This is a genomic window from Streptomyces lydicus, from assembly GCF_000717345.1.
GTDB classification, from domain to species: domain Bacteria; phylum Actinomycetota; class Actinomycetes; order Streptomycetales; family Streptomycetaceae; genus Streptomyces; species Streptomyces lydicus.
This window is the reverse complement of the sequence record NZ_JNZA01000006.1, coordinates 82,561-108,261: the sequence shown is the minus strand read 5'-3', so window position 1 is coordinate 108,261 and position 25,701 is coordinate 82,561. Positions and strand designations below refer to the sequence as shown.

The window sequence follows — 25,701 nt, the reverse complement described above, 5'->3', positions numbered from 1 at the left end:
ACGGGGACACAGATCCGTCATAACCGTCCGATTTGCCGGATGTCGTGGCTGAAAATTCCGGCTGGAGGGGCGGATGGGGGCGGCCGAGTGCCGCCCGGGGCGTGCGTCAGATGCTGCCGACCACCTTGCGCGGGGTGATCCGGACGACGACCCGCTCGGCGTCCTTGCCCGCTTCCGGGTTGAACTCGGCGTAGGGCTTGCCGGTGTACTTGCGGGACAGCTCGTCGATGAGCTCCGGGCCGCCCTCGGTGGTCAGCGTGGCGGTGCCGCGGACCTCGGCGTAGGTGTACGGGCTGTCGGACGGCTGGACGACGACCGAGACGCGCGGGTCGCGGCGGATGTTGCGTTCCTTGCGGCGGCCGACGGTGGTCGAGATCAGCAGATCGTCGCCGTCCCGCTTCACCCACACCGGGGACGCCTGGGGACTGCCGTCGGGCTGGATCGTCGTCACGATCACGAAGATCGGGGTGTCGAGGAGCTTCTTGAGGTCGTCGGACAGGGTGGCAGTCACGAGGATCCTTCCTGCGGGCCGTTCCGAGGGACACGAGTACTCCGAATCTTCCCCCAACACCCGTACGGCGTCCGGCATTCCCGCGCCATACGGGGGAATGCCGGACGCCGTAGGTCCGTGGGCCGTCGCCGGTCCCGGGGGTGCCGTTCCGGAGGTGCCGGTCAGCCGGTGCGGAACACGATCGCCGTGGCGACCGCCGCCAGGCCCTCGGCGCGGCCGGTCAGGCCCAGCCCGTCCGAGGTCGTCCCGGAAACCGAGACGGGGGCTCCGGCCGCCGCGGACAGCGCCTTCTGTGCCTCGTCCCGCCGCTTGCCGACCTTCGGGCGTACGCCGATGACCTGCACCGCGACGTTGCCGATCGTGAAGCCCTCGGCGCGGACGATCCGCGCGGCCTCGGCCAGCAGCGTCACGCCGGAGGCGCCGGACCACTCGGGCCGGCTGGTGCCGAAGTGCGCGCCCAGGTCGCCGACGCCGGCCGCCGAGAAGAGCGCGTCGCACGCGGCGTGCGCGGCGACGTCGCCGTCGCTGTGGCCGGCCAGGCCGTAGCCGTCGCTCTCCGCGGCGTCCCAGAGGAGGCCGGCGCACCACAGCTCGCGGCCCTGCTCGAAGGCGTGCACGTCGGTGCCGATGCCGACGAGCGGGATGCCGGCGGCCGGGGCGGCGGGGGCCGGGTCAGACGTAGCCATCGGTGGCCCTCCTACGGGCGAGTACGGCCTCGGCCAGGACGAGGTCCAGCGGCCGGGTCACCTTGAACGCTTCCTCGTGGCCGGGGACGACCACGACCGGGGCGCCGAGCCGTTCGACCAGCCCGGCGTCGTCGGTGGCACCCTCGCCCTCGACGACGGTGTCGTGCGCCTTGCGCAGGGTCTCCAGGCTGAAGCCCTGCGGGGTCTGCACGGCGCGCAGCAGGGCCCGCTCCGGGGTGCCGACCACCGGCTCGGGGGCGCCCTGGGGCTGCGGCGCGACCTGCTTGACGGTGTCGGCGAGCGGCAGCGCCGGGACGACCGCGGGCGCACCGTCCCGTACGGCCGCGATCACTGCGTCGACGGTGTCCACGGGGACCAGCGGGCGCGCGGCGTCGTGCACCAGCACGACGTCGATGTCGTCCGGCAGCGCGGCCAGACCGAGCCGTACGGACTCCTGGCGGGTCTGCCCGCCGGGGACGACCACCAGGTCGGTGCGGTCGGCGAGCGGGTACTCGTTCAGGAGATGGTCGACCTCGGTGGCGCCGTCGGGCGGGGCGACCACGACGATGAGCGAGACGGCGCGGGAGGCGGCCATCGCGCGTACGGCGTGCACCAGCATGGGGGTGCCGCCCAGCGTGCGCAGCGCCTTGGGGGTGCCGGGACCGAGCCGGACACCCCGGCCGGCGGCAGGGATCACCGCGGCGGTGCGGATCGGGCGGGAGGGAACTGACATCGATGGCTCCGGAGTCCGGGGCGCGCCCGGAATTGGCGCAGACAGGTTTGTTTGCTCGGGCGGGGTGGGTATGGCCTGGGCGTGCCCCCTGGTCGAGCTACGCCGGGCGGGGGGAGTGCCGGGCGCGAGCCTTGACCGGACCCTTCCGTGACATCGGTCGAGGCAGCTGCCCGGGCCCGGCACGCCACAGTCAGTAGGCGTCCTCGTCGATCCCGGCGGGCCGCCTTACCCGCAGATATGCCGCAGCGCCCGGCAACAGACCCCTCCGTGTGGGAGGGGCGTCACTCGGGCACCGCGGCATTGCTACGTCGTCACTGGCGTCGGGTGCGGGGGTGTGTCCCATGACCGGCGCGCAGCAGCGTCAGGACGCGAGAACCTCGTCGAGCAGGGCCTCGGCCTTGTCCTCGTTGGTGTTCTCCGCGAGGGCGAGTTCGCTCACCAGAATCTGGCGGGCCTTTGCGAGCATCCTCTTCTCACCGGCGGAGAGTCCGCGCTCGCGCTCACGCCGCCACAGGTCGCGCACTACTTCGGCGACCTTGATCACATCGCCGGAAGCGAGCTTCTCGAGATTTGCCTTGTAGCGACGGGACCAGTTCGTCGGCTCTTCGGCATACGGTGCACGAAGCACCTCGAAGACCCGGTCCAGCCCGTCCTGACCAACCACGTCGCGTACGCCGACGAACTCCGCATTGTCCGCTGGCACACGAACAGTCAAGTCGCCCTGGGCGACCTTCAGCACCAAGTAGGTCTTGTCCACGCCTTTGATCTGGCGAGTTTCGATGGCCTCGATCAGCGCGGCCCCGTGATGGGGATAGACCACGGTGTCGCCAACCTTGAACGTCATGTGACAGGTACCCCTTCCGTGGCTATCCATGCTAACACGGGAACGGACCGTTCTGAATGGCGTTTTCGCAGGTCAGGGCATATCTCGGGGCTTGACAACTCTGGCTGCGACGTGCTTCGAGGGGCCCTTGAGGGCGGGTATTCGCAGGTCGGAGGGGCTTCGCGGGCGGCCGGAAACGTGCCCGTCACACACCGGGAAGGTCATGATCGACAGGCCGAACGTCCCGTTTTGCACGGATCCGCTTGAGCGAGTTCCGCTACTCCGTTCGGCTGCTCGCGCCCCTCTCGGGGTCGATTCCCGAATTGATCACCACCGGACCACCGAAGGGTGTGATCAATTCCGTCGGGCCTTCACATTCTCTGCGAATACTGTTTTTCACCGGGGGAAACCGCAGGCGGAAACGGGTGCGCCAACACCCGAACGGACACCCGCGAAATATCCGGGTGCGTTCCCGTCGGCGCGTTCTCGGTGGCCGTTCCCGTCCACTTCTTCCGGGCGGTTCTTCCGGCTCTCCGTCTTCCTTTAATGATCATGAACTCTTGAGTCGGTTTTCCGTGCGGTGCCGTGCGGCGGGTGACCTCGCGGGCCCGCCCGGGAAACCGCGCCGGGACGGCGGCGACGGGGCCGTGATCGCGCTGGGGGCGGGTCGGGTGCGGCGGCGCGGGGACGGCTCGGTAACCTAGCGGCGCTGACACACCCTTAGGGCGGCTTTACGCACCCGTCGTCATGACGCGTACGCAGGGCCGCCCCAGCCGTCCATCCGCGACCGGGCACGAACGTTCGGCCGCCGTAGCTCGTCAAGGAGATGCCGCCGCCGTGAGCCGCAGCCTTCGACGCGGCGTCCTCGCCGCCACCGTCCTTTCGCTCTCGGTCGTCTCGCTGTCCGCCTGTGCGGCCGGCAACGACGCCCAGACGCTTCAGGTCAAGCCGGACAACGCCGCGACGTCCGTCGGTGACATCAAGATCCAGAACTCGAATGTCATCACCCAGCCCGATGTGAACGCCAAGGGCCCGGCCGTGGTGGCCGCGACGGTGTACAACAACGGCGCCAAGGACCAGAAGCTGACCGCGATCGACGTCGACGGCACCGGCCAGTCGGCCAAGCTGACGCCGGCCGGCGGCGGCTCGGGCCCGATCACCGTGCCGGCCGGCGGCTCCGTCGTGCTCGGCGGCAAGGGCAACGCCTCGGCCGTCCTCACGAGCGGCCGGGAGGCCGTCCAGGACGGCAACATCCAGCCGCTGACCTTCACGCTCAGCTCCGCCGGCAAGGTGAAGGTGAACGCCTACGTCGTCCCGGCCACGAGCTACTTCCAGGGCTTCGGACCCTCGCAGCTCCCGCAGCCGTCCGGCTCGGCCACGCCGTCCGGCTCCGCCAAGCCCTCGGAGTCCGGCACGCCGTCCGGCACCGCTTCCCCGTCCTCCACGGGCAAGCCCGGTGGCGGCGCGCACGCCGGCCACTGACCGTCCGTACGCCTCAGGGGCGCCCCTCCGGTCCGGAGAGGCGCCCCTGAGGCGTATGCGGCGCACCAGCGGGCGCCTGCCGGGCGGCGGGCCGCCCGGGCCGGTCTACGGCTCGAACTTGTAGCCCAGGCCGCGGACCGTGACGAGGTAGCGCGGGGCGCCCGGGTCGGGCTCGATCTTGGCGCGCAGCCGCTTGACGTGCACGTCGAGGGTCTTGGTGTCGCCCACGTAGTCGGCGCCCCAGACCCGGTCGATGAGCTGCATACGGGTCAGCACGCGGCCGGCGTTGCGCAGCAGCATCTCCAGGAGGTCGAACTCCTTCAGCGGCAGGTCGACCTTGCCGCCGGCGACCGTGACGACGTGCCGGTCCACGTCCATCCGGACCGGTCCGGCCTCCAGGGCCTGCGGGGTCACCTCCTCCGGCTCGCCGCGGCGGCGCAGCACGGCGCGGATGCGGGCGACCAGTTCGCGGGAGGAGAAGGGCTTGGTGACGTAGTCGTCGGCTCCTATCTCCAGGCCGACGACCTTGTCGATCTCGCTGTCCTTGGCGGTCACCATGATGACCGGGACGTTGGAGCGGCCGCGCAGCTGGCGGCAGACCTCGGTGCCGGGCAGGCCGGGCAGCATCAGGTCCAGGAGGACGAGGTCGGCGCCGTTGCGCTCGAACTCGTCCAGTCCGTCGGGGCCCGTTGCCGCGATGGCGACCTCGAAACCCTCCTTGCGGAGCATGTACGACAGTGCGTCGCTGAACGATTCCTCGTCCTCGACGACAAGCACTCGGGTCACGGAAGGACCTCCGGGGCTGGGTGAGCAGGGAGCGGATCGTTGAAGGTCTCGTACGGACGGTCCTCGTCGTCGAGGCCCTCCGCTGACAGGTCCGCGGGCCGTTCACGGTCGCGTACGGCCCCGGCTTCCGGGAGACGCAGGGTGAAGGTGGAGCCCTGTCCCTCAGCGCTCCACACCGTGACCTCCCCGCCGTGCGAGGCGGCCACGTGCTTGACGATGGCGAGGCCGAGGCCGGTCCCGCCGGTGGCGCGCGAGCGCGCCGGGTCCACGCGGTAGAACCGCTCGAAGATGCGGTCCCGGTCCTTTTCGGATATCCCGATGCCCTGGTCGGTCACCGAGAGTTCGATCAGGTCACCGCCGGGTGCCGCCACCCGGCGGGCGGCGATCCCGACGCGGGTGCGCGCCGGGGAGTAGTTGACGGCGTTCTCGACGAGGTTGCCGAGGGCCGCCGCGAGCTGGCCGCGGTTGCCCCAGACGCTGAGGTCGGCGGTGCCTCCGGCGGCCATGGTGATCTGCTTCGCGCCGGCCTGCTGGCGGCAGCGGTCCACCGCCTCGGCGACCAGTTCGTCGACCCGGACCGGCTCGGCGTCCTCCAGGGGGTCGTCGTTCTGGACCCGGGAGAGGTCGATGAGCTCCTGGACGAGGCTGGTGAGGCGGGTGGCCTCGTTCTGCATGCGGCCGGCGAAGCGGGTGACGGCCTCGGGGTCGTCGCTGGCGTCCATCACGGCCTCGGACAGCAGCGAGAGCGCGCCGACGGGCGTCTTGAGCTCATGGCTGACGTTGGCGACGAAGTCGCGGCGGACCGCCTCTATCCGGCGGGCCTCGGTGAGGTCCTCGACCAGCAGCAGGACGAGCCGGGAGCCCAGCGGGGCGACTCTGGCGGAGACCGCCAGCGCATCGCCGCGGCCCGTGCCGCGGCGCGGGAGGTCCAGTTCGACCTGGCGTATCTCGCCGTCCCTGCGGGTGTCGCGGGCCATCTGCATCATGGGCTCGACGGCGAGCTTGCCGCCGCGGACCAGGCCGAGGGCGTACGCCGCGGAGCTGGCCTTGACGACGGAGTCGGCCTCGTCGAGGACGACGGCGGAGGACCGCAGCACCGACAGGACGGTGTCGACACCGGGCGGCAGGACGGCGTCGGTGTGCAGGGAGGTACGGGTGGGCTTGGCCTGGTCGCGCTCGCTCCAGCGGAACGCCAGCATGGCGAAGACGCCGGTGCACAACCCGGCGATCGCTGCCACTGCGGCAACGGCCGCGTCCACGTTCATGAGTCCAGAGTATGTGCCGGTTCGGACACTTCCCCAGCCTCGCGGGGCGCTGCTCGAACAGCCGTCGCCCAGAGTTCACCGTGGCGTCCGCGCCGGTTCACTCCGGAGGCCGGGAAGGGGCGCGCCGCCGCCCGGCCGAGGGCCTTGGGGCGACCGGTGCGCGCGCCCCGCGGCTCCGGTGCACGGCCGGTGAACCGTGGTGGCCGCCCCGGCGCGGTGACCGCGTCGCCCAGAGTTCACCTTCACGTCGGTGCCGGTTCACCCCGGGTGGCACCGCAGGACGCGATCCGGCCGCAAGGTGAGGGTGCGGGTGACGGATCGTTTCCGCTCCGGCCGCGGGGCACCGCGCTTCCGGGACACGGGCCGCGCGGGCACGGACCGTGAGAGCGTGGGCACAGGTCATCGTGCACCCCGTTTCCCCTCCCCCACCACCCCACACCACACTCGACGCGAGAGAAGGTCACAGATGCGGGACGCGTACCACGAGGAGCTGGATTCGATCGGCGAGGGCCTGGTCGAGATGGCCCGGCTCGTCGGCTCCGCGATCGGGCGCGCCACCACGGCGATACTCGACGCGGATCTCAAGCTGGCCGAGAACGTCATCGCCGCCGACGAGAAGGTCGACGACCTCCAGCGGGACCTGGAGGCCCGGGCGATCGCCCTGCTGGCCCGGCAGCAGCCGGTCGCCACCGACCTGCGGATCGTCGTCACCTCGCTGCGGATGAGCGCCGACCTGGAGCGCTCGGGCGACCTGGCCCAGCACGTGGCCAAGCTGGCCCGGCTGCGCTTCCCGGAGACGGCCGTGCCGCGCGATCTGCACGCCACCATCCTGGAGATGGGGCAGCTGGCGCAGCGCCTGATGGCGAAGGCCGCCGAGGTCATCATCACCAAGGACGTCGAGCTCGCGCTGCAGCTGGAGCACGACGACGACGCCATGGACCTGCTGCACCGCGCGCTGTTCCAGCACCTGATGGACGACCGCTGGAAGCACGGCATCGAGACCGCCGTGGACGTGACGCTGCTGGGCCGCTACTACGAGCGGTTCGCCGATCACGCGGTCTCCGTGGCCAAGCGGGTCGTCTACCTGGTGACCGGTGAGCACGCCGACGAGATCGCCCCGCCGACGGCGGTCGACGGCAGCTGACGGCGGGGGCGGGAGAGCGGCGCGGGTCCGCTCGGTGAGCGACCGTGCGCCGTTGACGTGTGCCTCCACGCGCCGTTGACGCGCCTTGCCGCCCGGGCTTGCAATGGGCGTCAGGTGACCCCTTGGACACCCGGTGACCCCTAGGAGGCAATGGATGGCACCCATGGCGGACTCCCTCAAGCCCGCGGCGTCAGGCGCCCCGGCGCCCGTCGAGATGTCCGGCTGTTCCTGCGGCCCCGGCTGCAGCTGCGGCTGCCAGTCGGGCGGGCCGTGCCAGTGCGGCGGCGGCTGCTAGCGGTTTCGGCGGCTTCCTACGGCACGGCGCCACTGCTCCACCGCGGCCCCGGCCGGACGGTCTTCCCGACCCTCCGGCCGGGGCCGGCGTGTCTGCCGCCCGGTCGGGCCAAGGGATAACCGACCGCAGGTCACAGGGAGACCGTCAGCGGGTGGATCTCGTCGGCCCGGTGGCCGGCCCGTTCGTGGATGCGTTGCACGGCCCCTGCCGAGGGGGCGTCCGACAGGCAGAACACATCGCCGGAGTCGGTGTCGGCCCAGGCGTGCTCGAAGGTCACGCCCTCCTCGCTCTGGATGGCGAGGTCGGCCTGGTGTGCCGCCTTGATGTCGTCGGGGCTGAGGCCCGTCATTCCGTGGTGGACGTCCATGAACTTGGGCATCGAGCTCATCTCCAGGTTGCAGAAGGGGCGGCCCCCTCTTCCATGCTGCACCGGCCCGCGCCGACCGCATCCAGGGACCGGTCCGTGGCGGGTGCGGGTGCGGTCAGCGGGGGCGGGTGGCGGCGCAGCGCACACAGGTGCTCGCCGCCGGGCGCACCTCCAGGCGCTCCGCGGGGATCGGGTCGCCGCACGCCTCGCACCGCCCGTAGACCCCGCGTGCCAGGCGTTCCTCCGCCCGGTCCAGCGCGGCGAGATGGTCGTGGGCCTGCGCCAGCAGCGCGGCGACATGGGCCCGCTCGAAGGCGGTGCTCGACCCCTCGGGGTCGTGCTCGTCGTCCACCGCGACCAGGGCGTTCGCCTCGACGATCACGTCGAAGTCGCGGCCCAGCGCGGCGATCTGCGCGGTCGTGTCCGCCCGCTCGGCGGCCAGCCGCGCGCGGACCGCGGCGGCCTCGGCCGGGCCGTACGCGGCATCCCGGGACATATCGCTCACCCTCTGGCAACGCCGGCGCCCTGATCCGCATTCCGCGCGCGGCGGGCCCGCTTCCGGCCGCCGCCCCGGCCCGTGGCCGCGGCCGGAGCCCTACGCGCGCGGTCAGTTGGCGGGCTTCTCCCAGACCGAGACGTGCCGGCGGCTCTCACCGGTGAACGGTGCCCCCGTCCAGTCCTCCCAGCGGCTGCGCAGCCGCAGCCCGGCCAGGCGCGCCATCAGGTCCAGTTCGGACGGCCACACGTACCGGAACGGAACGGAGGAGTGCTCGGCGCGTCCGTCGACGATCGTGACGTAGTGGGAGCTCATGGCCTGGGTGACGACGTCGAAGGTGTCGAACGCCCACTTGGTGGGGCTGATGTGGAACGGCACGGCGGTCTGCCCGGGCGGCAGGCGGCGCAGTTCCGGGACCCCCACCTCGATGACGAAGCAGCCGCCGGGCCGCAGATGGGCGGCGGCGTTGCGGAAGCAGTCGACCTGGGCGTCCTGCGTCGTCAGGTTGTTGATCGTGTTGAAGACGAGGTAGCTGACGGCGAACGTGCCCGCCACCCGGGTCGTGGCGAAGTCGCCGATCGTCACGCCGATGCGGTCCCCGCCGGGCTTGGCCCGCAGGCGCGCCACCATGGCCCGGGACATGTCGATGCCGTGCACGGGGACGCCGCGGCCGGCCAGCGGCAGCGCGATCCGGCCGGTGCCGATGCCGAGTTCCAGCGCCCGGCCGTCGCCGGCGAGCCCGGCCAGCACCTCGACCGCCGGGTCCACCGCGTCCGGTCCGAACATGTCCGCCGACGACTCGTCGTACCTTGCCGCGACGCTCTCTCCGAAGTAACCGTCCTCATCAGGCATCCCGGGACGGTAGCGCCCACGGCCGGGCCGGCGCGCGCGATTTTCCGGGGATCGGCCGCCGACGGGGGGCTCCGGCGGCTGTGGGAGGGGTGGCGCGCCGGTGGAGTGGTCAGGCCGGGGACGTCATCGGGCCGGGCGGGCCGGCCGCCCTGGCTGATGCCTCGTCGCGCCGCGGGGCCGGGCCGAGCACTTGGTCGGCACTGTGCGGCTCCGTGCGCGGCTGCTGGTTGAGCTGGTGGCGCGCGAGGGAGGACCGCCGGTAGACCTCCTTGCGGGCCCGCATGATGTTGCCCAGGGGCGCGTGCTCGGCGGTGACCCGCCAGGGCGTGAAGGACAGCGCGTCCATCTTCTCCAGGTTTTCCGGGCTGGAGATGTCCTGCTGCGGCAGCCGCAGCCTGGCCACGGTCACGGACGGGGAGAGTTCCTCGGGCCACTCCACCGTGGTGTCCTCCACCGGCATGCGCCGCAGGTCGGTGCAGAGCTGGACCTGGATGTCGAAGGCGTAGGGCCGCTCCTGCAGCTCGGCCTGCAGCGCCGGACGGAAGACCTCCGGCGCGGAGGCCGGGTCGATGGCGCGCCGGACCACCGCGGCTGCGGAGTGCGGGTCGGGCGCGATGCGCACTTTGGCGATGTGGTCCCCGTGCCTGACCGCGCCCATCGTCCAGTAGCTCGACAGCAGTACGTTGACCGGGGGGATCTTGGAGAGGCGGAGGAAGGCCAGGAACTCGTCCCATGCCCAGTCTTCCTGGGCCAGCGTTCCCTTTCCGGTCACGAAGTCGGCGAAGAAGCGGTGCGCGCCGGGTCGGCCCTGGGAGAAGTAGGACGGCGCGTCCAGGAACAGTTCCTGGATGAACAGGTAGTGCTCGACCGTATTGCAGAAGAAAATCGGGGCATTGATGTTGGCATAGTCGAACGTTCCGGTGTCCGGTTCGTCTTCCAGCAGGGTCGGGCCGGCGATACCGAAAATTTTCAGCGCCAGTCCGGTGGCGCTGCCCAGTCGCGCATCGGCGCCGGCGTGCGGCGATCCGTTGGAAAAGCGGATGAGCGCCTCGTGGGTTCCCGGAGTCGCATAGATTCCTTGGGCGTATTCGGCGGGAAGGCCGTCCAGAATCTCCACCTCCGCCCGGACCAGCCCGTAGCCCTTGGCGTGGGCGTCGCGGAGGGCCTGGCCGGTGCCGCCGGCCGTCACCGACTCGGTGATGTAGCGCTCGGTCTTCTCGATCACCGTCTGTAGGTTTTCGTCGAAATGCGGCTCATCGACTTCGACGTCCGGCGTGTAGCGGACGAAATGTGTTGCCATGACGTCGACCTCTTCTCGGAGGGCCGGGGTGGAGCCTCGGGGCGTAGGGATTGCCTTCAGTCCGCCAATTCGGCGAGCCAGCGCAGGGCACGCAGACCCGGCAGAAAGCAGTACTCGCCGCCGCGGGTGACCACGAAGCCGGGCAGGTTCTGCAGGCGGCGCCGGACCGGTTTCTCGGGGATGGTGACGCTGCCGGTCCCGTCGTGATGTCCGGCCACCGGGTCCTTCTCGCCGGGGCGGCCGATGAAGTTGCCGTCGTTGACCCACTCGGCCTTGATGAATTCGAATTGCCGTTCCAGATGGGCGCCGATGAAGACGCCGACCAGGCCCCGCTCGGCGCCGTCGTCCTCCAGCACGCCCTCCGGGAGCGGCGGACCGTAGGTGGTGCCGCGGCGGATGAGGCGGTGCATCCGCGCGTCGCCGATGATCGTGGCATCGCGGGGGTTGGTGCGCCGGACGTGCGCACCGGCGGGGCACCGGAACCCGCGATCGTCGTTCTCCCGGTACAGGAAGTTGTTGACGCGGTGCGGATCGGCCGCCAGCTCCGGGTCGTCGTGCTCCGGCGACAGTGTCAGGGGCGCCCCGCTGGGCCAGCGGCCGACCATCTTCGCCGCCAGGAGCGCCTCTTCCTGGGCGCTGGAGGTGTTCGCGCGCAGAAACCGGCGCCAGGCCGCCACGTTGGTGTGGATCTTGCGCACGGCCACGTAGGTGCCGTTGCGCCCCAGCACGTCGGGGCTGGGCATGGGCGGCAGGCTGCCGGTCTCGTCGGGGTAGCCGAGGATGAACTCGCCGGCCTTGATGGGGGCTTCCTGCGGGTTGGAGCCGGGCAGGCCCACGCCCTCGATGTTCGGATGGCTGATGCCGTCGCGGAAGCCGAAGGTGGTGCGGCCGGTCGGGAGCTGCTTGACCTCCTGCTGCCAGATCACCTGGACGCCGGGCGTGTCCTCGTAAGCGACGCGGGCCCGCTCCAACTCCCTTTCCAGCTGCGCCGCGTCGGAGGAGAGGGCGCTCAACGCGATGTGTACGTCGCCCGTGCCGAACGGGGTCTCCCAGTGGTCCGGGGCGCTCTCGCCCACGTCGCCGATCCGCTCCGCCCGAGCGGCCATACCCTCGCGGAACGCCCGCGGAAAACTGTCCAGCGACTCCTGAGGCACCCCCAGTGCCCGCAGCCCCTGGTAGGTGAACGCCACAGCCACCCAGGCGTCCCGGCTCGGGTCGACATCGGGCAGCCCCCCCCCCGCCGTGACCGGGAGCAGCCGCCGCAGCAGGGCGCGCCCGGCGTGGCGGTCATCGACGCGCAAGAAGACGAACTTGCCTTCGTACGGCACGGGCCGTGGGCGCAGTGCCCCGCTCTGCACGTCGTCGATCTCGACGTGCACGCCGGTGGCGCTGTTGCTTGCCGTGGTGTCCATGATCGCTCGTGCCTCCACGTCGGTCTCTGCCGGGCAGCCCCGCAGGGGGCCGGCCCGCCGCCGGCCGGCCGACGCGGACCACCGGAGCCGGGCCGGCTCCGAGGAGGCCGGTGCTGCCCGGGGTTCTAGGCCGCAGCCTCCTCCAGCAGCTTCTGGAAGGCCGGTGTGGCCACCAACTGCTCGTTGGCCGGGTTGTCCAGGGCCGCCCGGAACTCGGGGGTGTCCAGCACCTCCTGGAACGCGTCGTCGACGCGCTGGTCCTTGTAGATCTGCTGAACGGTCAGCTCGGGATAGGCGCTGACGAAGACGCCCGCGGGCTCCTGGTGGGCGAGGAACCAGTCCTTGACCCCTGGATCTTTGATACCGGGGAACCCTTCGCTGTGGGAGAAGACCTTGTCGAAGCGTTCCCCGACCACTGTCTTGGCGAAGTCGTCGATGTAGGTGTCCCAGGAGCCGTCGAAGACGCTGGCGAACATGAACCTGGTGTCGTTGTCGAAGATCACGTGCCGTGCGTCATGCAGGGTGCCGATCTGGCGCAGCGCCGCATGGACATTCTCGTCATTCGCCGCGTCGGCGAGCCAGGTAAGATCCTTGCGCAATGCATCGGCCTCGCCCGGCTTGATCTTGGTGAAAACGGTGAACTCGTTAGAGACCCCATCCGTCCTGCCCGGGTGCTCAGGGTGAGCCGGCTGGGTTGCACCTGTCGCAGTCATCGCAAGGTCCTCCTGCCGCAGATGGGTGCGACGGTCGCCCAAACGTCCGTACCTGGGGCGCGGGCGCCCTCACTTCACCATCCTGGCCCCGGCACACGCCGCCTCGCATCTTCGGCTCCGAGGCGGGTGCGCAACGGCAGCAGGGCCGGGTCCTCGCTCCCCGCGGAACTTCCGAGGACAGATCCGCAGGGGCGCAGGAAGATGGAAGAGGCGGTCCGTGTACAACGTCGTCACGTCCCCGGGCAGCAAGCTCCGCGTGGCCTCGAAGCCAGCCGTGGCGCGGCCTGTCTGCCGTGCCCCAGCGCGTTCCCCGCCGCTCCGTGGAGGCAACCATGGGCAACGTTCTCGGTGACGTGCTGGGCCTTGCGGCCGGCGTCGCGATCAGCCCGCTCCCGATCATCGCCGTCATCCTCCTCCTCGCGACGCCGCGGGGACGGCTCAACGGAGTGCTCTTCACCGTCGGCTGGATCCTGGGGCTGTCGGCACTGGGCGCGGTGATGCTGACGATCGCCTCCCCCGCGGGGGCCTCGGCCCACTCTCACCCCGCCACCTGGGTGGGAGCCCTCAAACTCGCTCTGGGGGTCTTCCTCCTCCTCTTCGGTGCCCGGCAGTGGCACCGGCGCCCGGCGGATCCCTCGCAGGCTCAGCTGCCGAAGTGGATGGGCGCGATCGACCGCCTCGCGCCGGTCAAGGTCTTCGGACTCGGACTGGCCCTGGCCGCGCTCAACGCCAAGAACGCCCCGCTGACCATTGCCGCGGGCGCTGCGATCGGCTCAGCCGGACTGCCGGTCGGGCAGCAGATCGCCTCGCTGGCGATCTTCGTGCTGATCGCCACCCTCGGTCTGCTGACCCCGCTGGGGGTCTTCCTGGTGGGAGGTGAGCGGGCGAAGGCCACGCTCGCCGGTTGGAAGGACTGGGCAGCCCGGCACAATGTCGCCGTGATGGCGGTCCTGTTCTTCGTTCTCGGACTGAAGCTGCTCGGCGACGGCATCTCCGTGCTCGTCTCCTGACCGGCGTGCCCACGCGGGCCGGCGGGGGCCCGATCAAGCACCAGAGCCCGGCGTCGGCCACGGCGCACGAGCGAGCCCCCTACTCGCGGGAAAACCGCAGGTAGGGGGCTTACGCGTACGGGCTTACTTCTTCTTGCCCTGGTTCTTCACTGCCTCGATGGCGGCCTTGGCGGCCTCCGGGTCGAGGTAGGTGCCGCCGGGATTGACCGGGCGGAAGTCGGCGTCGAGCTCGTAGGAGAGCGGGATGCCGGTGGGGATGTTCAGGCCCGCGATGTCGGCGTCGGAGATGCCGTCGAGGTGCTTGACCAGGGCGCGCAGGCTGTTGCCGTGGGCGGCGACCAGGACCGTGCGGCCGGTGAGGAGGTCGGGGACGATGCCGTCGTACCAGTACGGGAGCATGCGGTGGACGACGTCCTTGAGGCACTCGGTCCGCGGGCGCAGCTCCGGCGGGATCGTCGCGTAGCGCGCGTCGTGCGCCTGCGAGAACTCCGAGTCGTCGTCGAGCGGGGGCGGCGGGGTGTCGTACGAGCGGCGCCAGAGCATGAACTGCTCCTCGCCGAACTCGGCCAGGGTCTGCGCCTTGTCCTTGCCCTGGAGGGCGCCGTAGTGGCGCTCGTTCAGCCGCCAGCTGCGGTGGACGGGGATCCAGTGCCGGTCAGCGGACTCCAGGGCCAGCTGCGCGGTGCGGATGGCGCGCTTCTGGAGGGAGGTGTGCACTACGTCGGGGAGCAGGCCGGCGCCCTTGAGCAGCTCTCCGCCGCGGACCGCCTCCTTCTCGCCCTTCTCGTTGAGGTTGACGTCCACCCAGCCGGTGAACAGGTTCTTCGCATTCCACTCGCTCTCGCCGTGGCGGAGGAGGATCAGCTTGTACGGTGCGTCGGCCATGGCGTCGAGCGTAATCCAATTCCGGAACCGGCCCGGCGCGGGTCCATGACCTGGGCATCCCGGCGAGGTTTGACGGTTTCCGTCAATTCGGTAGCGGCGGCAGCCGATCGGTAAGTAGGGTGTGATCACCGCCTTCACCACTTACATGGAGCCCACGCTCCACGCACACCGTTCACGGGGGAAATGTCATGTCCGCATCCACGCCAAGTCGCGGTCCCGCCCGCCTCAGACGCGCCGCGCTGGAGAGCGTCTCCGGCCTCCCCCGCCAGTTCTGGTGGCTGTGGACCAGCACCCTGATCAACCGGCTGGGTGCCTTCGTCGCCACGTTCCTGGCCCTCTACCTGACCGTCGAGCGCGGCCACTCCGCCTCGTACGCGGGTCTGGTCGGCGCGCTCTACGGCCTCGGCGGGGTGATCTCGTCCGTGGGCGCCGGGGTGCTGACCGACCGGCTCGGCCGCCGGCCCACGATGCTCGTCGCGCAGTTGTCGACGGCGGCGTCCGTGGCACTGCTCGGCTTCATGACGGACCCGGTCGCGATCGCGGCCGTCGCGGGCGTGGTCGGCATGGCGACCAACGCCTCCCGCCCCGCCGTGCAGGCGATGATGGCGGACATCGTCGCCCCCGAGGACCGGGTCCGCGCCTTCGCCCTGAACTACTGGGCGATCAACCTCGGCTTCGCGGTCTCCTCCACCGCTGCCGGACTCATCGCCCAGCACGGCTACCTGGCCCTCTTCCTCGGTGAGTCGACGCTCGTACTGGCCTGCGCCCTGGTCGTCTTCTTCAAGCTGCCCGAGTCCCGCCCGGCCGCGACGGTGACGGCGGGCGACGACCGGGACGCCGGCGGCTCCGGCCCCGCCGCCGTCTCCATGCGCACCGTGGTGCGCGACGGCCGCTTCATGACCGTCGTCGGCCTCAACCTGCTGCTGGCGCTGATCTTCCAGCAGGCGTACGTGTCCATGCCGGTGTCGATGGGTCAGGACGGCTTCTCCAGCGCCGACTTCGGCACCGTGATCGCGGTCAACGGCGTCCTCGTCGTCCTGCTCCAGATCCCGGTCACCCGCTTCATCGAGCACCGCAGCCCCGCCATGCTCCTCATCGGCTCGGCCCTGCTCGCCGGGTACGGCTTCGGGCTGACCGCGCTGGCCGGCTCGGTGGCCATGTACGCGCTCGCCGTCGTCGTGTGGACCCTCGGCGAAATCATCAACTCCCCCACCCAGATGGGCCTGGTGGTCCGCCTCTCCCCCCTCCACGGGCGCGGCCGCTACCAGGGCATGTACTCGCTGTCCTGGTCCGTCGCCTCCCTGGCCGCCCCGCTGCTCGGCGGCACGGTCATCGACCACTACGGCGCGGACGTGCTCTGGGCGGGCTGCGCGGCGGTGGGCACGGTGGCGGCCCTGGGCTACGGGCTGCTGCTGCGGAGCCTGCCGGGGCGGACGGAGGTGGTGGTGGACGCTTCGGCCGAGCCTGCGCCTGCGTCCGCGTCTGCGTCTGCGCCTGCGCCTGCGTCCGCGTCTGCGCCTGCGTCTGTGTCCGAGCCTGTGTCCGCGCAGGGGGCGGACCCTGTGTCGGCCTCCGCGCCGGGTGGAACGGGCGCGTGACGGGCGGCCCGAAAACCCGTCGAGCGCAGCCGCAGGTACGGGAACGGATGGCGTACGCCAAGGCCACGGGGGCGCGGCGGGGCCGGGCGGTTCAGTCGTACTGCTTGAGGGCGTCCGTCAGCCGGTGGCCCTCAGGGGCTCCTCGGCGCAGGAGCGTCGCGGCCGTGGTGTGCAGTTCGTTCCACGCGTGGGGCCGGCCGATGTCCAAGGCGGCAGGGGCGCTTGCCAGGGCCGCGGCGAAGGCTTGTTCCGCCTCCCCCGCTGCCGCGTGGGCGTGCGCGAGGCAGGCGCGGTACCAGGTGAGGTCGCGCCGGTAGTGGTCCGGGAGAGCGCCTAGGCCCGTGGTGAGGTGGCGGGTGGCTTCGGCCCAGTCGCCCAGGTGCATGGCGGCCATGCCGCGCTGGAGGGTGAACCACGTCTCGTCGTAGAAGTACATCCACGGCGGCTCGTCCTCCGGGCGCTCGGCGGCACGGCTGATCAGGTCCTGTGCCTCGTCCAGCAGTCGACGGGCCTCGTCGGGGGCGTGGTTGAGCGCATGGCCGCGTGCCTGCATCTGGGCGGCCATGCCCCGTACGCCCAGTGAGGTGGCGGGAGCGGACCAGCGGGCGGCTTCCGCGAGCCGTACACACCGCACGCCGCGGCCGCCGGACCAGGCCATGTGAGCCTTCATGCTGAGCGTGGTGGCGGCCATGTCGGCGTCCCCGGCCTCCAGCGCCCATTCGTGGGAGCGGTCGTACCACGCCAGTGCGGCAGCCGACTGCCCCTGGTCCTGCGCCATCCACGCGAGGAACTGGGCGTGCTCGGCTGCGAGCCGTACGACACGTTCCGCCAACGGGCCGCGAGCGCTCGCGTAGAGGTTGACCACCGAGCGGAGTTGCTGGCTCATCACCTCGACGAGCGGCCGGGAGCCGATGAAGTCCTCAGCCCTGCGGTGTTCGGCCAGCAGCCGGTCGAGCCAGTCCAGCGTCGCGCCGTCGACGCGGTGCGCGCCGTCCACCGCGTTGGTGACCCGTGCCAACAGGTCCTCGTCGGGAGCGGTGCCGGAGAACGCCAGGCCGGGCACCGGCAGCGGTTCCGTGACCGCTGCGGCCGGCAGCCGCTCCGGAGGGATTCCGAGACCCGCGATGATGCGTTGCCGCACCTCGACGGAGGTGACTCGGCGTCGCCCGCGCTCGATCTCGGACACATCGGGCTGGACGAGGCCGACGCGCTCGCCGAGCTTCATCTGGCTGATGCCCGTGAGCCGTCGGTACGTGCGGAAGACCGCACCCCAGTCCTCTTCGGCAACGGCCGTGGTGAGCCGAGGGTGGGACCACAGGTCCGTAGCAAAGTCACCCATGCCTCCAATATAGGGCGGTCCTATAGGGACTTGGGATGGGAACGGCGGGCGATCGGCGGGAGGGTCGGGCACGACAACGCCCGCGACCGCGCACGGTCCGGGCAGCCCTACCCGAAGAAAGCAGGCCGCCGTGACGGACCGTTCCCCCCGCCTTCTCCCCTGGACCGCTCCCGGTGGGAAGCCCTGTTACCTGTTCACGGACGACGACGGCGGGTTTCTCTCGCGGTACGCCGATGAGGTCGAGGCGTTACAGCTCGGGATGGGGCTCGGGCTGCTGGAGCACGCGCGGGTGCTGATCGACGATCCGGCGGCCGACGCGCGGCAGTTGCGGTTTCTGTCGGTGCAGCTGAGTGCGGCCCTGCGGGACGCCGTGCGGGTGGCGCAGGCGCGGGGCGCGGGGGTCTCGGCGCAGGTGGAGTGAGGGGTTGAGTTGGCCCGGCTGAGCATCAGAGGTGGTCCGCTGGGTAGCGGAGGCTGACTTGAAGATCAATGCGGGAGCCTCACTCGCTGAGTGTGGCAGCGCGCCCATCACTGTGCGGTGCCTGTCTGCATCGCCCAGTGATGAGCTACTCCGAGGAGGCCGATCAGCTCTGGAGGACGGCACCTCTAGCCGCTCCCGCATCCGTTGTGGGTACTGTCCCCGACAGGACGGGCTCGTCGTTTCCTACGACGTGGTGAGGTTCAGCGTGTACGTGGGCTTACCGTCGACCCAGGTGTCGACGTCACCGCTCGACGACTGGCCTTTGACTTGCAGGTGCACAGTGAAGCGGTAGGTGCCAGGTCCCGCGTAGCGCAGCTCCCTTACATCCAACGGGACGCCGTCCTTGGACACGCTGAGTAGATACGACGACATCACGCTGCACTCGGGGAGCTCACTCCACGGAGAGAACGGGTTTGAGATGAAGCACCTCGCCGATGCCAGCCCCCACTGCAACTTCTCACCGTCAGAGAACGCGCACAACTCAACCTTTGAGCTCATCTGCTTCATACCGTCATCCGTGCGGAAGTCCTCGATGGAACAGACTTTCGCCGCCCCCGGCACCGGCGCCGCGCTGGCCGTAGTGGCCGACGTCGACAGCGCACCGGCGACCAGCAACGAAGCGCCCAAGAGCATGGGAAGAGACGACTTTCGGACCGACATGAGGGATCCTCTCGCGGAGTCGACGAACACAAACGATGGGCCTGGACGCGCGCCACGACCGCCGGAAAGTCCACCCCCGGCGCGACAGCCTGCCCAAGCAGCCCACCCTGTGAAGGGCCGCCGGCGACCGCGCGGCGGACGGGCAACGGGCGCCCGCAGGAACAACCTGTCCGCAGCCGCGTCCGCCCTCACTCGAACACCACCCGATGGCCGGAAACCCACCAAGGCAGCGAAAAGATCGCCTCATCGCTTCCGTCCAGCACAAAAGCCAGGGGCCCGCGCAGCAGCCACCAGGCGTCACCCCCCGTCCCGCGTTCCACCTGTCTGACGCCTTTTCCCTCTCAGCCAGCCCACCGGAGGCAGCGGACCCCGGGCACCTGCCCCAGAGCCACGGCTCATTCCCCATCGCTCACCCGAGTGATTACCCCCCGATCTCAGCCACGACGTGGCCAACACTGGGCGAAGGCGGCGTCCCTGGCGGTGTCGACCCCCAGCCGGGCCAGGCACGGGGGCCGCTAACCCCACCATCGAGAGCACCCGAGCCTCCACAGGCAAGCGCTGACGGGGTTCGTGCTGGCCACACCCTCAGTTGGGGAGGTGGCACGGTCGATCCGGGGCGGCGGGGCCGTGAGGCTGGAGGGGCGGCCGACGGGGCCGTGATGGTGACCTGCGAGGACGACGGGGAGTGCGTCATGGCGGAGGGTGCGGGGGATCGCGGGGCGCGGCGGGAGGTGCTGGCCGGGGCGCTGGTGCTGGCGGGGGCGCTGGTCGCGGCGCCGGCACTGGCGGGGTGTGCGCCGGACGCGGCGCGGGCGGGCGGGTCGGCGTCCGGTCCGTCGCATGCGGCGGCCACCGGCAGGCAGCCGGTGCGGCTGACGCTGCCGGTGCCCGGCGGGCGGTATCCCGTCGGTACGGTCTCGCTCCGTCTGGTGGACCGCGGGCGGCCCGACCCGTGGGTCGGCGGACGGGCGCGCCGGGAGCTGATGGTCAGCGTCCGGTATCCGGCGCGGGCCGAGGCGCGGCGGTACCCGCGCGCACCGCAGATGTCGGCGCGCGAGGCCACCGCGTTCGACGCGCTGAACAACTTCGGGGAGCTGGTGCCGCGGGGGAAGGTCGCGTGGGGGGCCACGCTCACCGCCGCGCACGAGGGCGCGCCGGTGGCGGCCGGGCGGCTCCCGGTGGTGCTCTACTCCCCCGGCGCCGGGGACCCCCGCTCGTTCGGCAGCACGCTCTGCGACGACCTGGCCTCCCGCGGATACGCGGTGGTGACCGTCGACCACACGTATGAGGCGCCGGCCGTGGAGTTCCCGGGCGGGCGGGTGGCGCGCAGTGTGATGCGGGCGGAGCTGACCAAGGCGCAGAAGGCCGGACGGATCACGCAGCTGCTGCGGAAGGTCAGCGGGGTGCGGGTGGCCGATACCCGGTTCGTACTGGACGAGTTGGCGAAGCGGGGGGACCGCTCCCCGCTGCCGGCCGGGCTGCGGGACGCGCTGGACCTGCGCCGGACGGGGATGTTCGGCCAGTCGGCCGGTGGGTTCACGGCGGCGCAGGCGATGCACGACGACCCGCGGATCAGGGCCGCGGTGAACATGGACGGGGTGATGGGTTACACCCAGCGGGATGACGATCCGTCGAACCCGTCGACGGTCGGGCGCGACGGCGTGGACCGGCCGTTGCTGCTGATGGGGTCGGAGGGGGACACCCGTCACACGGTGGCGTCCTGGGACGCGGTGTGGCGGCACAGCCGGGGCACCTGGTTGCGGGATCTGACCCTGCGCGGCGGCCGGCACGCCGGTTTCACCGACGCGCAGGCGCTGATTCCGCAGCTGGCACGGGACTTGCACCTGCCGCGGAAGGGCGTGGTGGAGACGGTCGGGACGGTGCGTCCGGCGCGGGCGATCGCGGCGGAGCGGGCCTGTGTCGCGGCGTTCTTCGACCGGTGGCTGCGGGGGCGGGGCGACGGGCTACCGGCCGGGCTGCCGGGGCGGTATCCGGAGCTGCGGGTCGAGCCGTAGGGGGCGGCGGGGAAAGGGTGCGGGGGTGGCCGGCCGGCCACCCCCGCGCGTGCCGTGGTCAGGCCGCGGTGCCGAAGTGCACGGTCTTCGCGGTCAGCAGGAACAGGTCCGGGCGCCGGTCGACGCCCGCCGGGTCGGCCGGGTCCAGGAGCCGGTCGAGGGTCCGCAGGTCCTCGTCGTCCAGCTGGTCGGCAAGGCCGTTGCGGTAGCGCTCCAGGGACTGCCGCGCCGAGAGCCGTACGGGGCTTTCCGGCCCCGGGGCCTGCGGTGCGGGGTGGTCGATGAGGAACGTCCTGCTCCGTACGCCGGTGAGTCCCGCGGTCCGCAGCATGCCGGGCCAGTCCTCGACCACCGGCACCGAGCCGGGCAGTTCGGCGCGCATCCGGCTGAAGCGGTCGGCCTGCGCCGCGTCGAGCCGTTCCTGCAGGCCGGGGCGGCCGAAGCCGAGGTCGCGGGGCAGCCAGCGGGGCGGCAGCCCGCCCTCGACGACGGCCAGCACACCGCCGGGCGTCAGCAGCCCGGCCAGCCGGCGCAGCGCCTCCTGCTGGTCGCCGACGTGGTGCACGACCTGCCCGGTCCACACCAGGTCCGCCGGGCCCAGGCCGTCGAGTTCCGCGGGGAACTCGGCCAGCCGGGTCCGCAGCCGTACGCCGAGCCGGGCGGCCCGTTCCTCGGCGCGGGCCAGCAGCTCCGGCGTGCCGTCCACCGCGGTGACCTCGGCCTGCGGGAAGACCTCGGCCATCCGGCAGGCCGCGACGCCCGGGCCGCTGCCGATGTCGAGGACGCGGCGCGGGGTCAGGTGGGTGAGTTCCGCCAGGGCCTGGCGGACGTAGGGGCTGTGGGTCTCGCCCTCCAGTTCCAGCAGGTCGGCCATCGCGGACCAGTCGAAGTCGTCGTCGTGGCCGTGGTTGTGGTCCTGGGGGTGCGTGTGGTTGCCGTGCCGGTGCGTGTGCGGGGTTCCGGTCATCGCTGCTGCTCCCGTCGTCCGTTCTCCGTCAGGTCTTCCTCGATCAGGTCCAGGTTCACCGCGCGGGCCGCCCGGTCCCCGGCAGCGGCCGCGACGACCACCTGGGCGGTGGGGTCGACGACGTTGCCGGCCGCCCACACCCCCGGCACGCCGGTCCGGCCGGCGGGGTCGACAGGGACCAGGCCCGACGCGTCCCGTTCGCAGCCCAGGGCGGTGAGCAGCGCGTCGTGGGGCACCGGCCGGGCGGGCACGAAGAGCGCGGCGCGCGGCACGACGCTCCCGTCGGCCAGCCGTACGCCGCGCAGCGCGCCGTCCTCGGCCACCAGGCCGGTGGCCGCGCGGGCCTCGATCCGTACGCCGCTGGCGGTCAGTGCGGCGCGGGCGGTGTCGTCCGGCGCCTCGCCGAAGAACACCACGTCGTCCGTCAACTGCCGGACCAGCAGCGCCTGGTGGACCGCCCGCTGCTCGTGTCCGGCCGGGGCGAGCACGCCGAGCGGCCGGTCGCGGACCTCCCAGCCGTGGCAGTACGGGCAGTGCAGCACCTCGCGTGCCCAGTGCTCCCGCAGACCGGGCAGGTCGGGCAGCTCGTCGTGCATCCCGGTCGCCACGATCACCCGCCGGGCCCGGACCGTGCGGCCGGCCAGGTCGGCCTCGAAGCCGCCCTCCTGGCCGGTGCCGCGGCGCAGTGCGCGGACCTCGCCCGTGACGACCCGGCCGCCGTACCGCTCGACCTCCGCGCGTCCCGCGGCGAGGAGTTCCGCCGGGGGCATGCCGTCCCGGGAGAGGAACCCGTGCACCTGCTCCGCGGGCGCGTTGCGCGGTTCGCCCCAGCCGGCCACCAGCACCCGGCGGCGGACCCTGGCCAGGACGAGCGCGGCGTTCAGCCCGGCGGCCCCGGCCCCGACGACCAGTACGTCCGGTGCGTCTTCCTCCATCGTTGACCACCTCCTGGCGCCGACGATGCGCCCAGGAGGAAGAAGGAGGCAAACCTTGTTGCCGTTTCCGCAACAGGGCCGAGGGAGGCTACGCCTCGGGGGCGTCGTCCCGCGTCAGGCGCTCGAACGCCGCCAGGTTGCGGGTGGACTCCCCGCGCGAGACCCGCCAGGCGTACTCCTTGCGGATGGCGCCGGCGAAGCCCATCTCCAGGAGGGTGTTGAAGCTGCCGTCGGCGTTCTCCAGGACGGTGCCGAGCAGCCGGTCGAGCTCGTCGGGGGTGACGGCGGCGAGCGGGAGCTTGCCGACGAGGTAGATGTCGCCGAGCTTGTCGATCGCGTAACTGACGCCGTAGAGGCGGGTGTTGCGTTCGAGGAGCCAGCGGTGCACCGCCTCGTGGTTCTCGTCGGGGCGGCGCACGACGAAGGCGTTGACGGAGAGGGAGTGCCTGCCGACGCGGAGGGAGCAGGTCGTGGAGAGTTTGCGGGTGCCCGGCAGCGTGACGACGTACGCGCCGTCGGAGGGGGATTCCCATGCGAGACCCGCGTCGTCCAGCGCCGTCTCGATCACCTGTCGCGGATCGTCAGCCATGCGCCGATCGTAGGTGACGCCGCCGCTCCTGCATCGCCGCGGTGTAGACCTCGCCGGTCGCGGCGGCGGCGGTGTCCCAGCCGAACGACTGGGCGTGCCGGGCGGCGTCGGTGCCCATACGGGTGGCGAGCGCCGGGTCGTCGACGAACCGCCGCAGGGCGCGGGCGTAGTCGGCCGGGTCGTGGCCGGCGACCAGGAAGCCGCTGACGCCGTCGCGCACGGCCACCGGCAGGCCGCCGACCGCGGCCGCCACGACCGGCGTCCCGCACGCCTGCGCCTCGATGGCCACCAGCCCGAAGGACTCGCTGTACGAGGGCATGACCAGCACGGACGCGGCGCGGTACCAGTCGGCGAGCTGCTCCTGACCGACCGGCGGGCGGAACTGCACCAGGTCCGCGATGCCGAGCCGGGCGGCCAGCTTCTGCAGGCCCTCGGGCTTGGCCAGACCGCTGCCGCTGGGTCCGCCGACCACGGGCACGACCAGCCGGGAGCGCAGCGAGGGGTCCTCGGCCAGCAGGGCGGCCACCGCGCGCAGCAGGATGTCGGGGGCCTTGAGCGGCTGTATCCGCCCGGCGAAGAGCGGGATCACCGCGTCCTGCGGCAGCCCCAGGCGGGCGCGGGCCGCGGCCCGGCTCTCGGGGACCTCGCCGCCCGAGGGCCGGAAGCGGTCGAGGTTGACGCCGGGGTGGACGACGGCGACCTTGTCGCGCTCCGCCTCGTAGTGCCGTACGAGCTCCTCGGCCTCCTCGGCGGTGTTGGCTATCAGGCGGTCCGAGGCCCGCACGACCTGGGTCTCGCCGATGACGCGGGCGGCCGGCTCGGGGGTGTCACCGACGGCCAGCGCGGCGTTCTTGACCTTCGCCATCGTGTGCATGGCGTGCACCAGCGGGACGCCCCAGCGCTCGGCGGCCAGCCAGCCGACGTGCCCGGAGAGCCAGTAGTGGGAGTGCACCAGGTCGTAGTAGCCCGGGCGGTGGCCGGCCCACGCCTGCATCACGCCGTGCGTGAAGGCGCACAGCTGGGCGGGCAGCTCCTCCTTGGCCAGGCCCTCGTACGGGCCGGCGTCCACATGCCGTACGAGGACGCCGGGGGCGAGCTCGACGGCGGGCGGGAGGGTGCCGGTGGTGGCGCGGGTGAAGATCTCCACCTCGATGTTGAGCGAGGCGAGCTTGCGGGCCAGCTCGACGATGTACACGTTCATGCCGCCGGCGTCGCCGGTGCCCGGCTGGTGCAGCGGGGAGGTGTGCACGCTCAGCATCGCCACCCGCCGGGGGCGGCGCGCGCCGCCGGGCAGGCGCAGCCGGGAAGGCCCCGGGAACGGGCCATGGGGACGGCTGCGGAGCCGGGACACATATGGGCTCACGTCGAGCTACCTCCTACCGGGGCCGGCACGCCCCGAACCCCTGCAACAACCGACCCCGGCCATCCATTTCCGTACGGCGCGCCGTCCGGGTACTTTGCCAAAGCGTGACCTGCGGCCGGCGCTCGGGTGCGGGGTCCGGCCGCCGACCCCATACTCTCGAAGCCATGCCCCGCCGCCCCTCGTCCGTCCCCGCCGCGCCGTCCCGGCCCGTCGGCAACGCCACCCGGGGCACCACCAACCCCAACCGGCTGCGCCGCATGGACCGCTGGATAGCCGCCGAACACGGCGCCGAACTGCGCCGCGCCGCCGACCCCGTCGCGGTCGACCTCGGCTACGGCGCCGCGCCCTGGACCGCGGTGGAGCTGCTGGGCCGGCTGCGCACCGTCCGGCCGGACGCCCGCGTGGTCGGCGTCGAGATCGACCCGGCGCGGGTCGAGGCGGCCCGCCCGTACGGCAGGCCGGGGCTGGACTTCCTGCACGGCGGCTTCGAGGTGCCGCTGCCGGGCGCGCGCGGCCGGGCACCGGTCCTCATCCGGGCGGCGAACGTGCTGCGGCAGTACGACGAGAACGAGGTGACCGCGGTCTGGCGGCGGCTGTGCGCACGCCTGGCGCCGGGCGGGCTGCTGGTGGAGGGCACCTGCGACGAGATCGGCCGGCGGCACGTCTGGGTCGCGCTCGGCCCCGAAGGACCCCGTACGGTCACCTTCGCGGCCCGGCTCGGCTCCCTGCACACCCCCTCCGACCTGGCCGAACGCCTTCCCAAGGCGCTCATTCACCGCAATGTGCCGGGCGAGCCGGTGCACGCCTTCCTGCGGGACTTCGACCGTGCCTGGGCCGCGGCCGCCCCCCTGGGCGCGCTCGGCGCCCGCCAGCGGTGGCGCGCGGCGGTGGCGGCGCTGGCCACCGACTGGCCGCTGGCCGGCGACCCGCGGCGGCGGCGCCAGGGCGAGGTCACCGTGCGCTGGGAGGCGCTGGCCCCACGGGGATAGCGCGC

General features: G+C 72.1%; 26 protein-coding genes. 7 read left to right on the top strand and 19 right to left on the bottom strand.

Annotated features, from left to right (window positions below):
• Nucleotides 1–106: 106 nt before the first annotated feature.
• The 4 genes from OO62_RS07000 to OO62_RS06985 form a co-directional block, all read right to left on the bottom strand.
• Entirely contained in the window at nt 107–511 is a 405-nt protein-coding gene (locus OO62_RS07000) for a PPOX class F420-dependent oxidoreductase (RefSeq protein ID WP_033266353.1), read from the bottom strand.
• 161 nt (nt 512–672) lie between these two features.
• Entirely contained in the window at nt 673–1,197 is a 525-nt protein-coding gene (ispF, locus tag OO62_RS06995; RefSeq protein ID WP_033266352.1) for a 2-C-methyl-D-erythritol 2,4-cyclodiphosphate synthase, read from the bottom strand.
• Nucleotides 1,184–1,930 carry a 2-C-methyl-D-erythritol 4-phosphate cytidylyltransferase gene (gene ispD, locus OO62_RS06990; RefSeq protein WP_033266351.1) on the bottom strand — a complete coding sequence of 249 codons (747 nt, stop codon included), beginning with the start codon at nt 1,928–1,930 and terminating at the stop codon, nt 1,184–1,186. The genes ispF and ispD overlap by 14 nt, the downstream gene beginning before the upstream one ends.
• A 361-nt stretch (nt 1,931–2,291) precedes the next feature.
• Nucleotides 2,292–2,774, bottom strand: a complete 483-nt coding sequence (locus OO62_RS06985) for a CarD family transcriptional regulator (protein WP_003953493.1) — start codon at nt 2,772–2,774, stop codon at nt 2,292–2,294.
• An 816-nt stretch (nt 2,775–3,590) separates the two neighbouring features.
• Here OO62_RS06985 and OO62_RS06980 point away from each other — a divergent pair.
• Nucleotides 3,591–4,235, top strand: coding sequence for a copper chaperone PCu(A)C domain-containing protein (locus OO62_RS06980; protein ID WP_033266350.1), 645 nt, complete (start codon nt 3,591–3,593; stop codon nt 4,233–4,235).
• Nucleotides 4,236–4,340: 105 nt separating this feature from the next.
• Here OO62_RS06980 and phoP read toward each other — a convergent pair whose 3' ends face one another.
• Nucleotides 4,341–5,012, bottom strand: coding sequence for a two-component system response regulator PhoP (phoP, locus tag OO62_RS06975; RefSeq protein WP_466755907.1), 672 nt, complete (start codon nt 5,010–5,012; stop codon nt 4,341–4,343).
• 5 nt (nt 5,013–5,017) lie between these two features.
• Nucleotides 5,018–6,286 (bottom strand): two-component system sensor histidine kinase PhoR, encoded by a 1,269-nt coding sequence (gene phoR, locus OO62_RS06970; RefSeq protein WP_033266348.1) that lies wholly within the window; start codon nt 6,284–6,286, stop codon nt 5,018–5,020.
• Nucleotides 6,287–6,752: 466 nt separating this feature from the next.
• On the opposite strand from phoR, the gene phoU reads away from it, so the two are divergent.
• The gene (phoU, locus tag OO62_RS06965; protein ID WP_033266347.1) at nt 6,753–7,430 is read left to right on the top strand and encodes a phosphate signaling complex protein PhoU; all 678 of its coding nucleotides are present in this window, start codon (nt 6,753–6,755) and stop codon (nt 7,428–7,430) included.
• A 425-nt stretch (nt 7,431–7,855) separates the two neighbouring features.
• On the opposite strand, the gene OO62_RS06960 is transcribed toward phoU, so the two are convergent.
• From OO62_RS06960 to OO62_RS06935, 6 genes are all read right to left on the bottom strand, one after another.
• Complete coding sequence (locus tag OO62_RS06960; RefSeq protein WP_033266443.1) at nt 7,856–8,104, bottom strand: SCO4226 family nickel-binding protein; 249 nt, start codon at nt 8,102–8,104, stop codon at nt 7,856–7,858.
• A gap of 103 nt (nt 8,105–8,207) precedes the next feature.
• Nucleotides 8,208–8,588, bottom strand: a complete 381-nt coding sequence (locus OO62_RS06955) for a TraR/DksA family transcriptional regulator (protein ID WP_033266346.1) — start codon at nt 8,586–8,588, stop codon at nt 8,208–8,210.
• A gap of 111 nt (nt 8,589–8,699) precedes the next feature.
• Nucleotides 8,700–9,440 carry a class I SAM-dependent DNA methyltransferase gene (locus OO62_RS06950; RefSeq protein ID WP_033266345.1) on the bottom strand — a complete coding sequence of 247 codons (741 nt, stop codon included), beginning with the start codon at nt 9,438–9,440 and terminating at the stop codon, nt 8,700–8,702.
• A gap of 109 nt (nt 9,441–9,549) precedes the next feature.
• Nucleotides 9,550–10,740, bottom strand: coding sequence for a catalase family protein (locus tag OO62_RS06945; protein WP_051732821.1), 1,191 nt, complete (start codon nt 10,738–10,740; stop codon nt 9,550–9,552).
• A gap of 56 nt (nt 10,741–10,796) precedes the next feature.
• On the bottom strand, nt 10,797–12,152 hold the full coding sequence (locus OO62_RS06940; protein WP_051732819.1) for a Dyp-type peroxidase: 1,356 nt from the start codon (nt 12,150–12,152) through the stop codon (nt 10,797–10,799).
• A gap of 125 nt (nt 12,153–12,277) precedes the next feature.
• Complete coding sequence (locus OO62_RS06935) at nt 12,278–12,751, bottom strand: hypothetical protein (protein WP_228332510.1); 474 nt, start codon at nt 12,749–12,751, stop codon at nt 12,278–12,280.
• Between the two features lie 446 nt (nt 12,752–13,197).
• Between OO62_RS06935 and OO62_RS06930 the strand changes: the two genes are divergently transcribed.
• Complete coding sequence (locus OO62_RS06930) at nt 13,198–13,875, top strand: GAP family protein (protein ID WP_033266344.1); 678 nt, start codon at nt 13,198–13,200, stop codon at nt 13,873–13,875.
• A 123-nt stretch (nt 13,876–13,998) separates the two neighbouring features.
• On the opposite strand, the gene OO62_RS06925 is transcribed toward OO62_RS06930, so the two are convergent.
• Nucleotides 13,999–14,760 carry a phosphoglyceromutase gene (locus OO62_RS06925; RefSeq protein ID WP_033266343.1) on the bottom strand — a complete coding sequence of 254 codons (762 nt, stop codon included), beginning with the start codon at nt 14,758–14,760 and terminating at the stop codon, nt 13,999–14,001.
• Between the two features lie 188 nt (nt 14,761–14,948).
• On the opposite strand from OO62_RS06925, the gene OO62_RS06920 reads away from it, so the two are divergent.
• Nucleotides 14,949–16,358: an MDR family MFS transporter gene (locus tag OO62_RS06920; protein WP_033266342.1), complete on the top strand. Its 1,410-nt coding sequence runs from the start codon at nt 14,949–14,951 to the stop codon at nt 16,356–16,358.
• 91 nt (nt 16,359–16,449) lie between these two features.
• On the opposite strand, the gene OO62_RS06915 is transcribed toward OO62_RS06920, so the two are convergent.
• Nucleotides 16,450–17,697, bottom strand: coding sequence for an NsdA family TPR-like regulatory protein (locus OO62_RS06915; protein WP_033266341.1), 1,248 nt, complete (start codon nt 17,695–17,697; stop codon nt 16,450–16,452).
• A 130-nt stretch (nt 17,698–17,827) separates the two neighbouring features.
• On the opposite strand from OO62_RS06915, the gene OO62_RS06910 reads away from it, so the two are divergent.
• Nucleotides 17,828–18,118: a hypothetical protein gene (locus tag OO62_RS06910; protein WP_033266340.1), complete on the top strand. Its 291-nt coding sequence runs from the start codon at nt 17,828–17,830 to the stop codon at nt 18,116–18,118.
• Nucleotides 18,119–18,361: 243 nt separating this feature from the next.
• Here OO62_RS06910 and OO62_RS06905 read toward each other — a convergent pair whose 3' ends face one another.
• Nucleotides 18,362–18,838, bottom strand: a complete 477-nt coding sequence (locus OO62_RS06905) for a hypothetical protein (RefSeq protein ID WP_129322846.1) — start codon at nt 18,836–18,838, stop codon at nt 18,362–18,364.
• Nucleotides 18,839–19,497: 659 nt separating this feature from the next.
• Here OO62_RS06905 and OO62_RS06900 point away from each other — a divergent pair.
• Entirely contained in the window at nt 19,498–20,853 is a 1,356-nt protein-coding gene (locus OO62_RS06900) for an alpha/beta hydrolase family protein (protein ID WP_228332509.1), read from the top strand.
• Between the two features lie 58 nt (nt 20,854–20,911).
• On the opposite strand, the gene OO62_RS06895 is transcribed toward OO62_RS06900, so the two are convergent.
• From OO62_RS06895 to mshA, 4 genes are all read right to left on the bottom strand, one after another.
• Nucleotides 20,912–21,820: a class I SAM-dependent methyltransferase gene (locus OO62_RS06895; protein ID WP_078617048.1), complete on the bottom strand. Its 909-nt coding sequence runs from the start codon at nt 21,818–21,820 to the stop codon at nt 20,912–20,914.
• Entirely contained in the window at nt 21,817–22,755 is a 939-nt protein-coding gene (locus tag OO62_RS06890) for an NAD(P)/FAD-dependent oxidoreductase (RefSeq protein WP_033266338.1), read from the bottom strand. The genes OO62_RS06895 and OO62_RS06890 overlap by 4 nt, the downstream gene beginning before the upstream one ends.
• A gap of 88 nt (nt 22,756–22,843) precedes the next feature.
• Nucleotides 22,844–23,344, bottom strand: a complete 501-nt coding sequence (locus OO62_RS06885; RefSeq protein ID WP_033266337.1) for a type III secretion system chaperone family protein — start codon at nt 23,342–23,344, stop codon at nt 22,844–22,846.
• Nucleotides 23,337–24,707, bottom strand: a complete 1,371-nt coding sequence (gene mshA, locus OO62_RS06880; protein ID WP_033266336.1) for a D-inositol-3-phosphate glycosyltransferase — start codon at nt 24,705–24,707, stop codon at nt 23,337–23,339. Before mshA ends, OO62_RS06885 begins: the two co-directional genes overlap by 8 nt.
• A gap of 164 nt (nt 24,708–24,871) precedes the next feature.
• Here mshA and OO62_RS06875 point away from each other — a divergent pair, with 164 nt between their 5' ends.
• Nucleotides 24,872–25,696 carry a class I SAM-dependent methyltransferase gene (locus OO62_RS06875; RefSeq protein ID WP_033266335.1) on the top strand — a complete coding sequence of 275 codons (825 nt, stop codon included), beginning with the start codon at nt 24,872–24,874 and terminating at the stop codon, nt 25,694–25,696.
• The last annotated feature ends 5 nt before the right edge of the window (nt 25,697–25,701 follow it).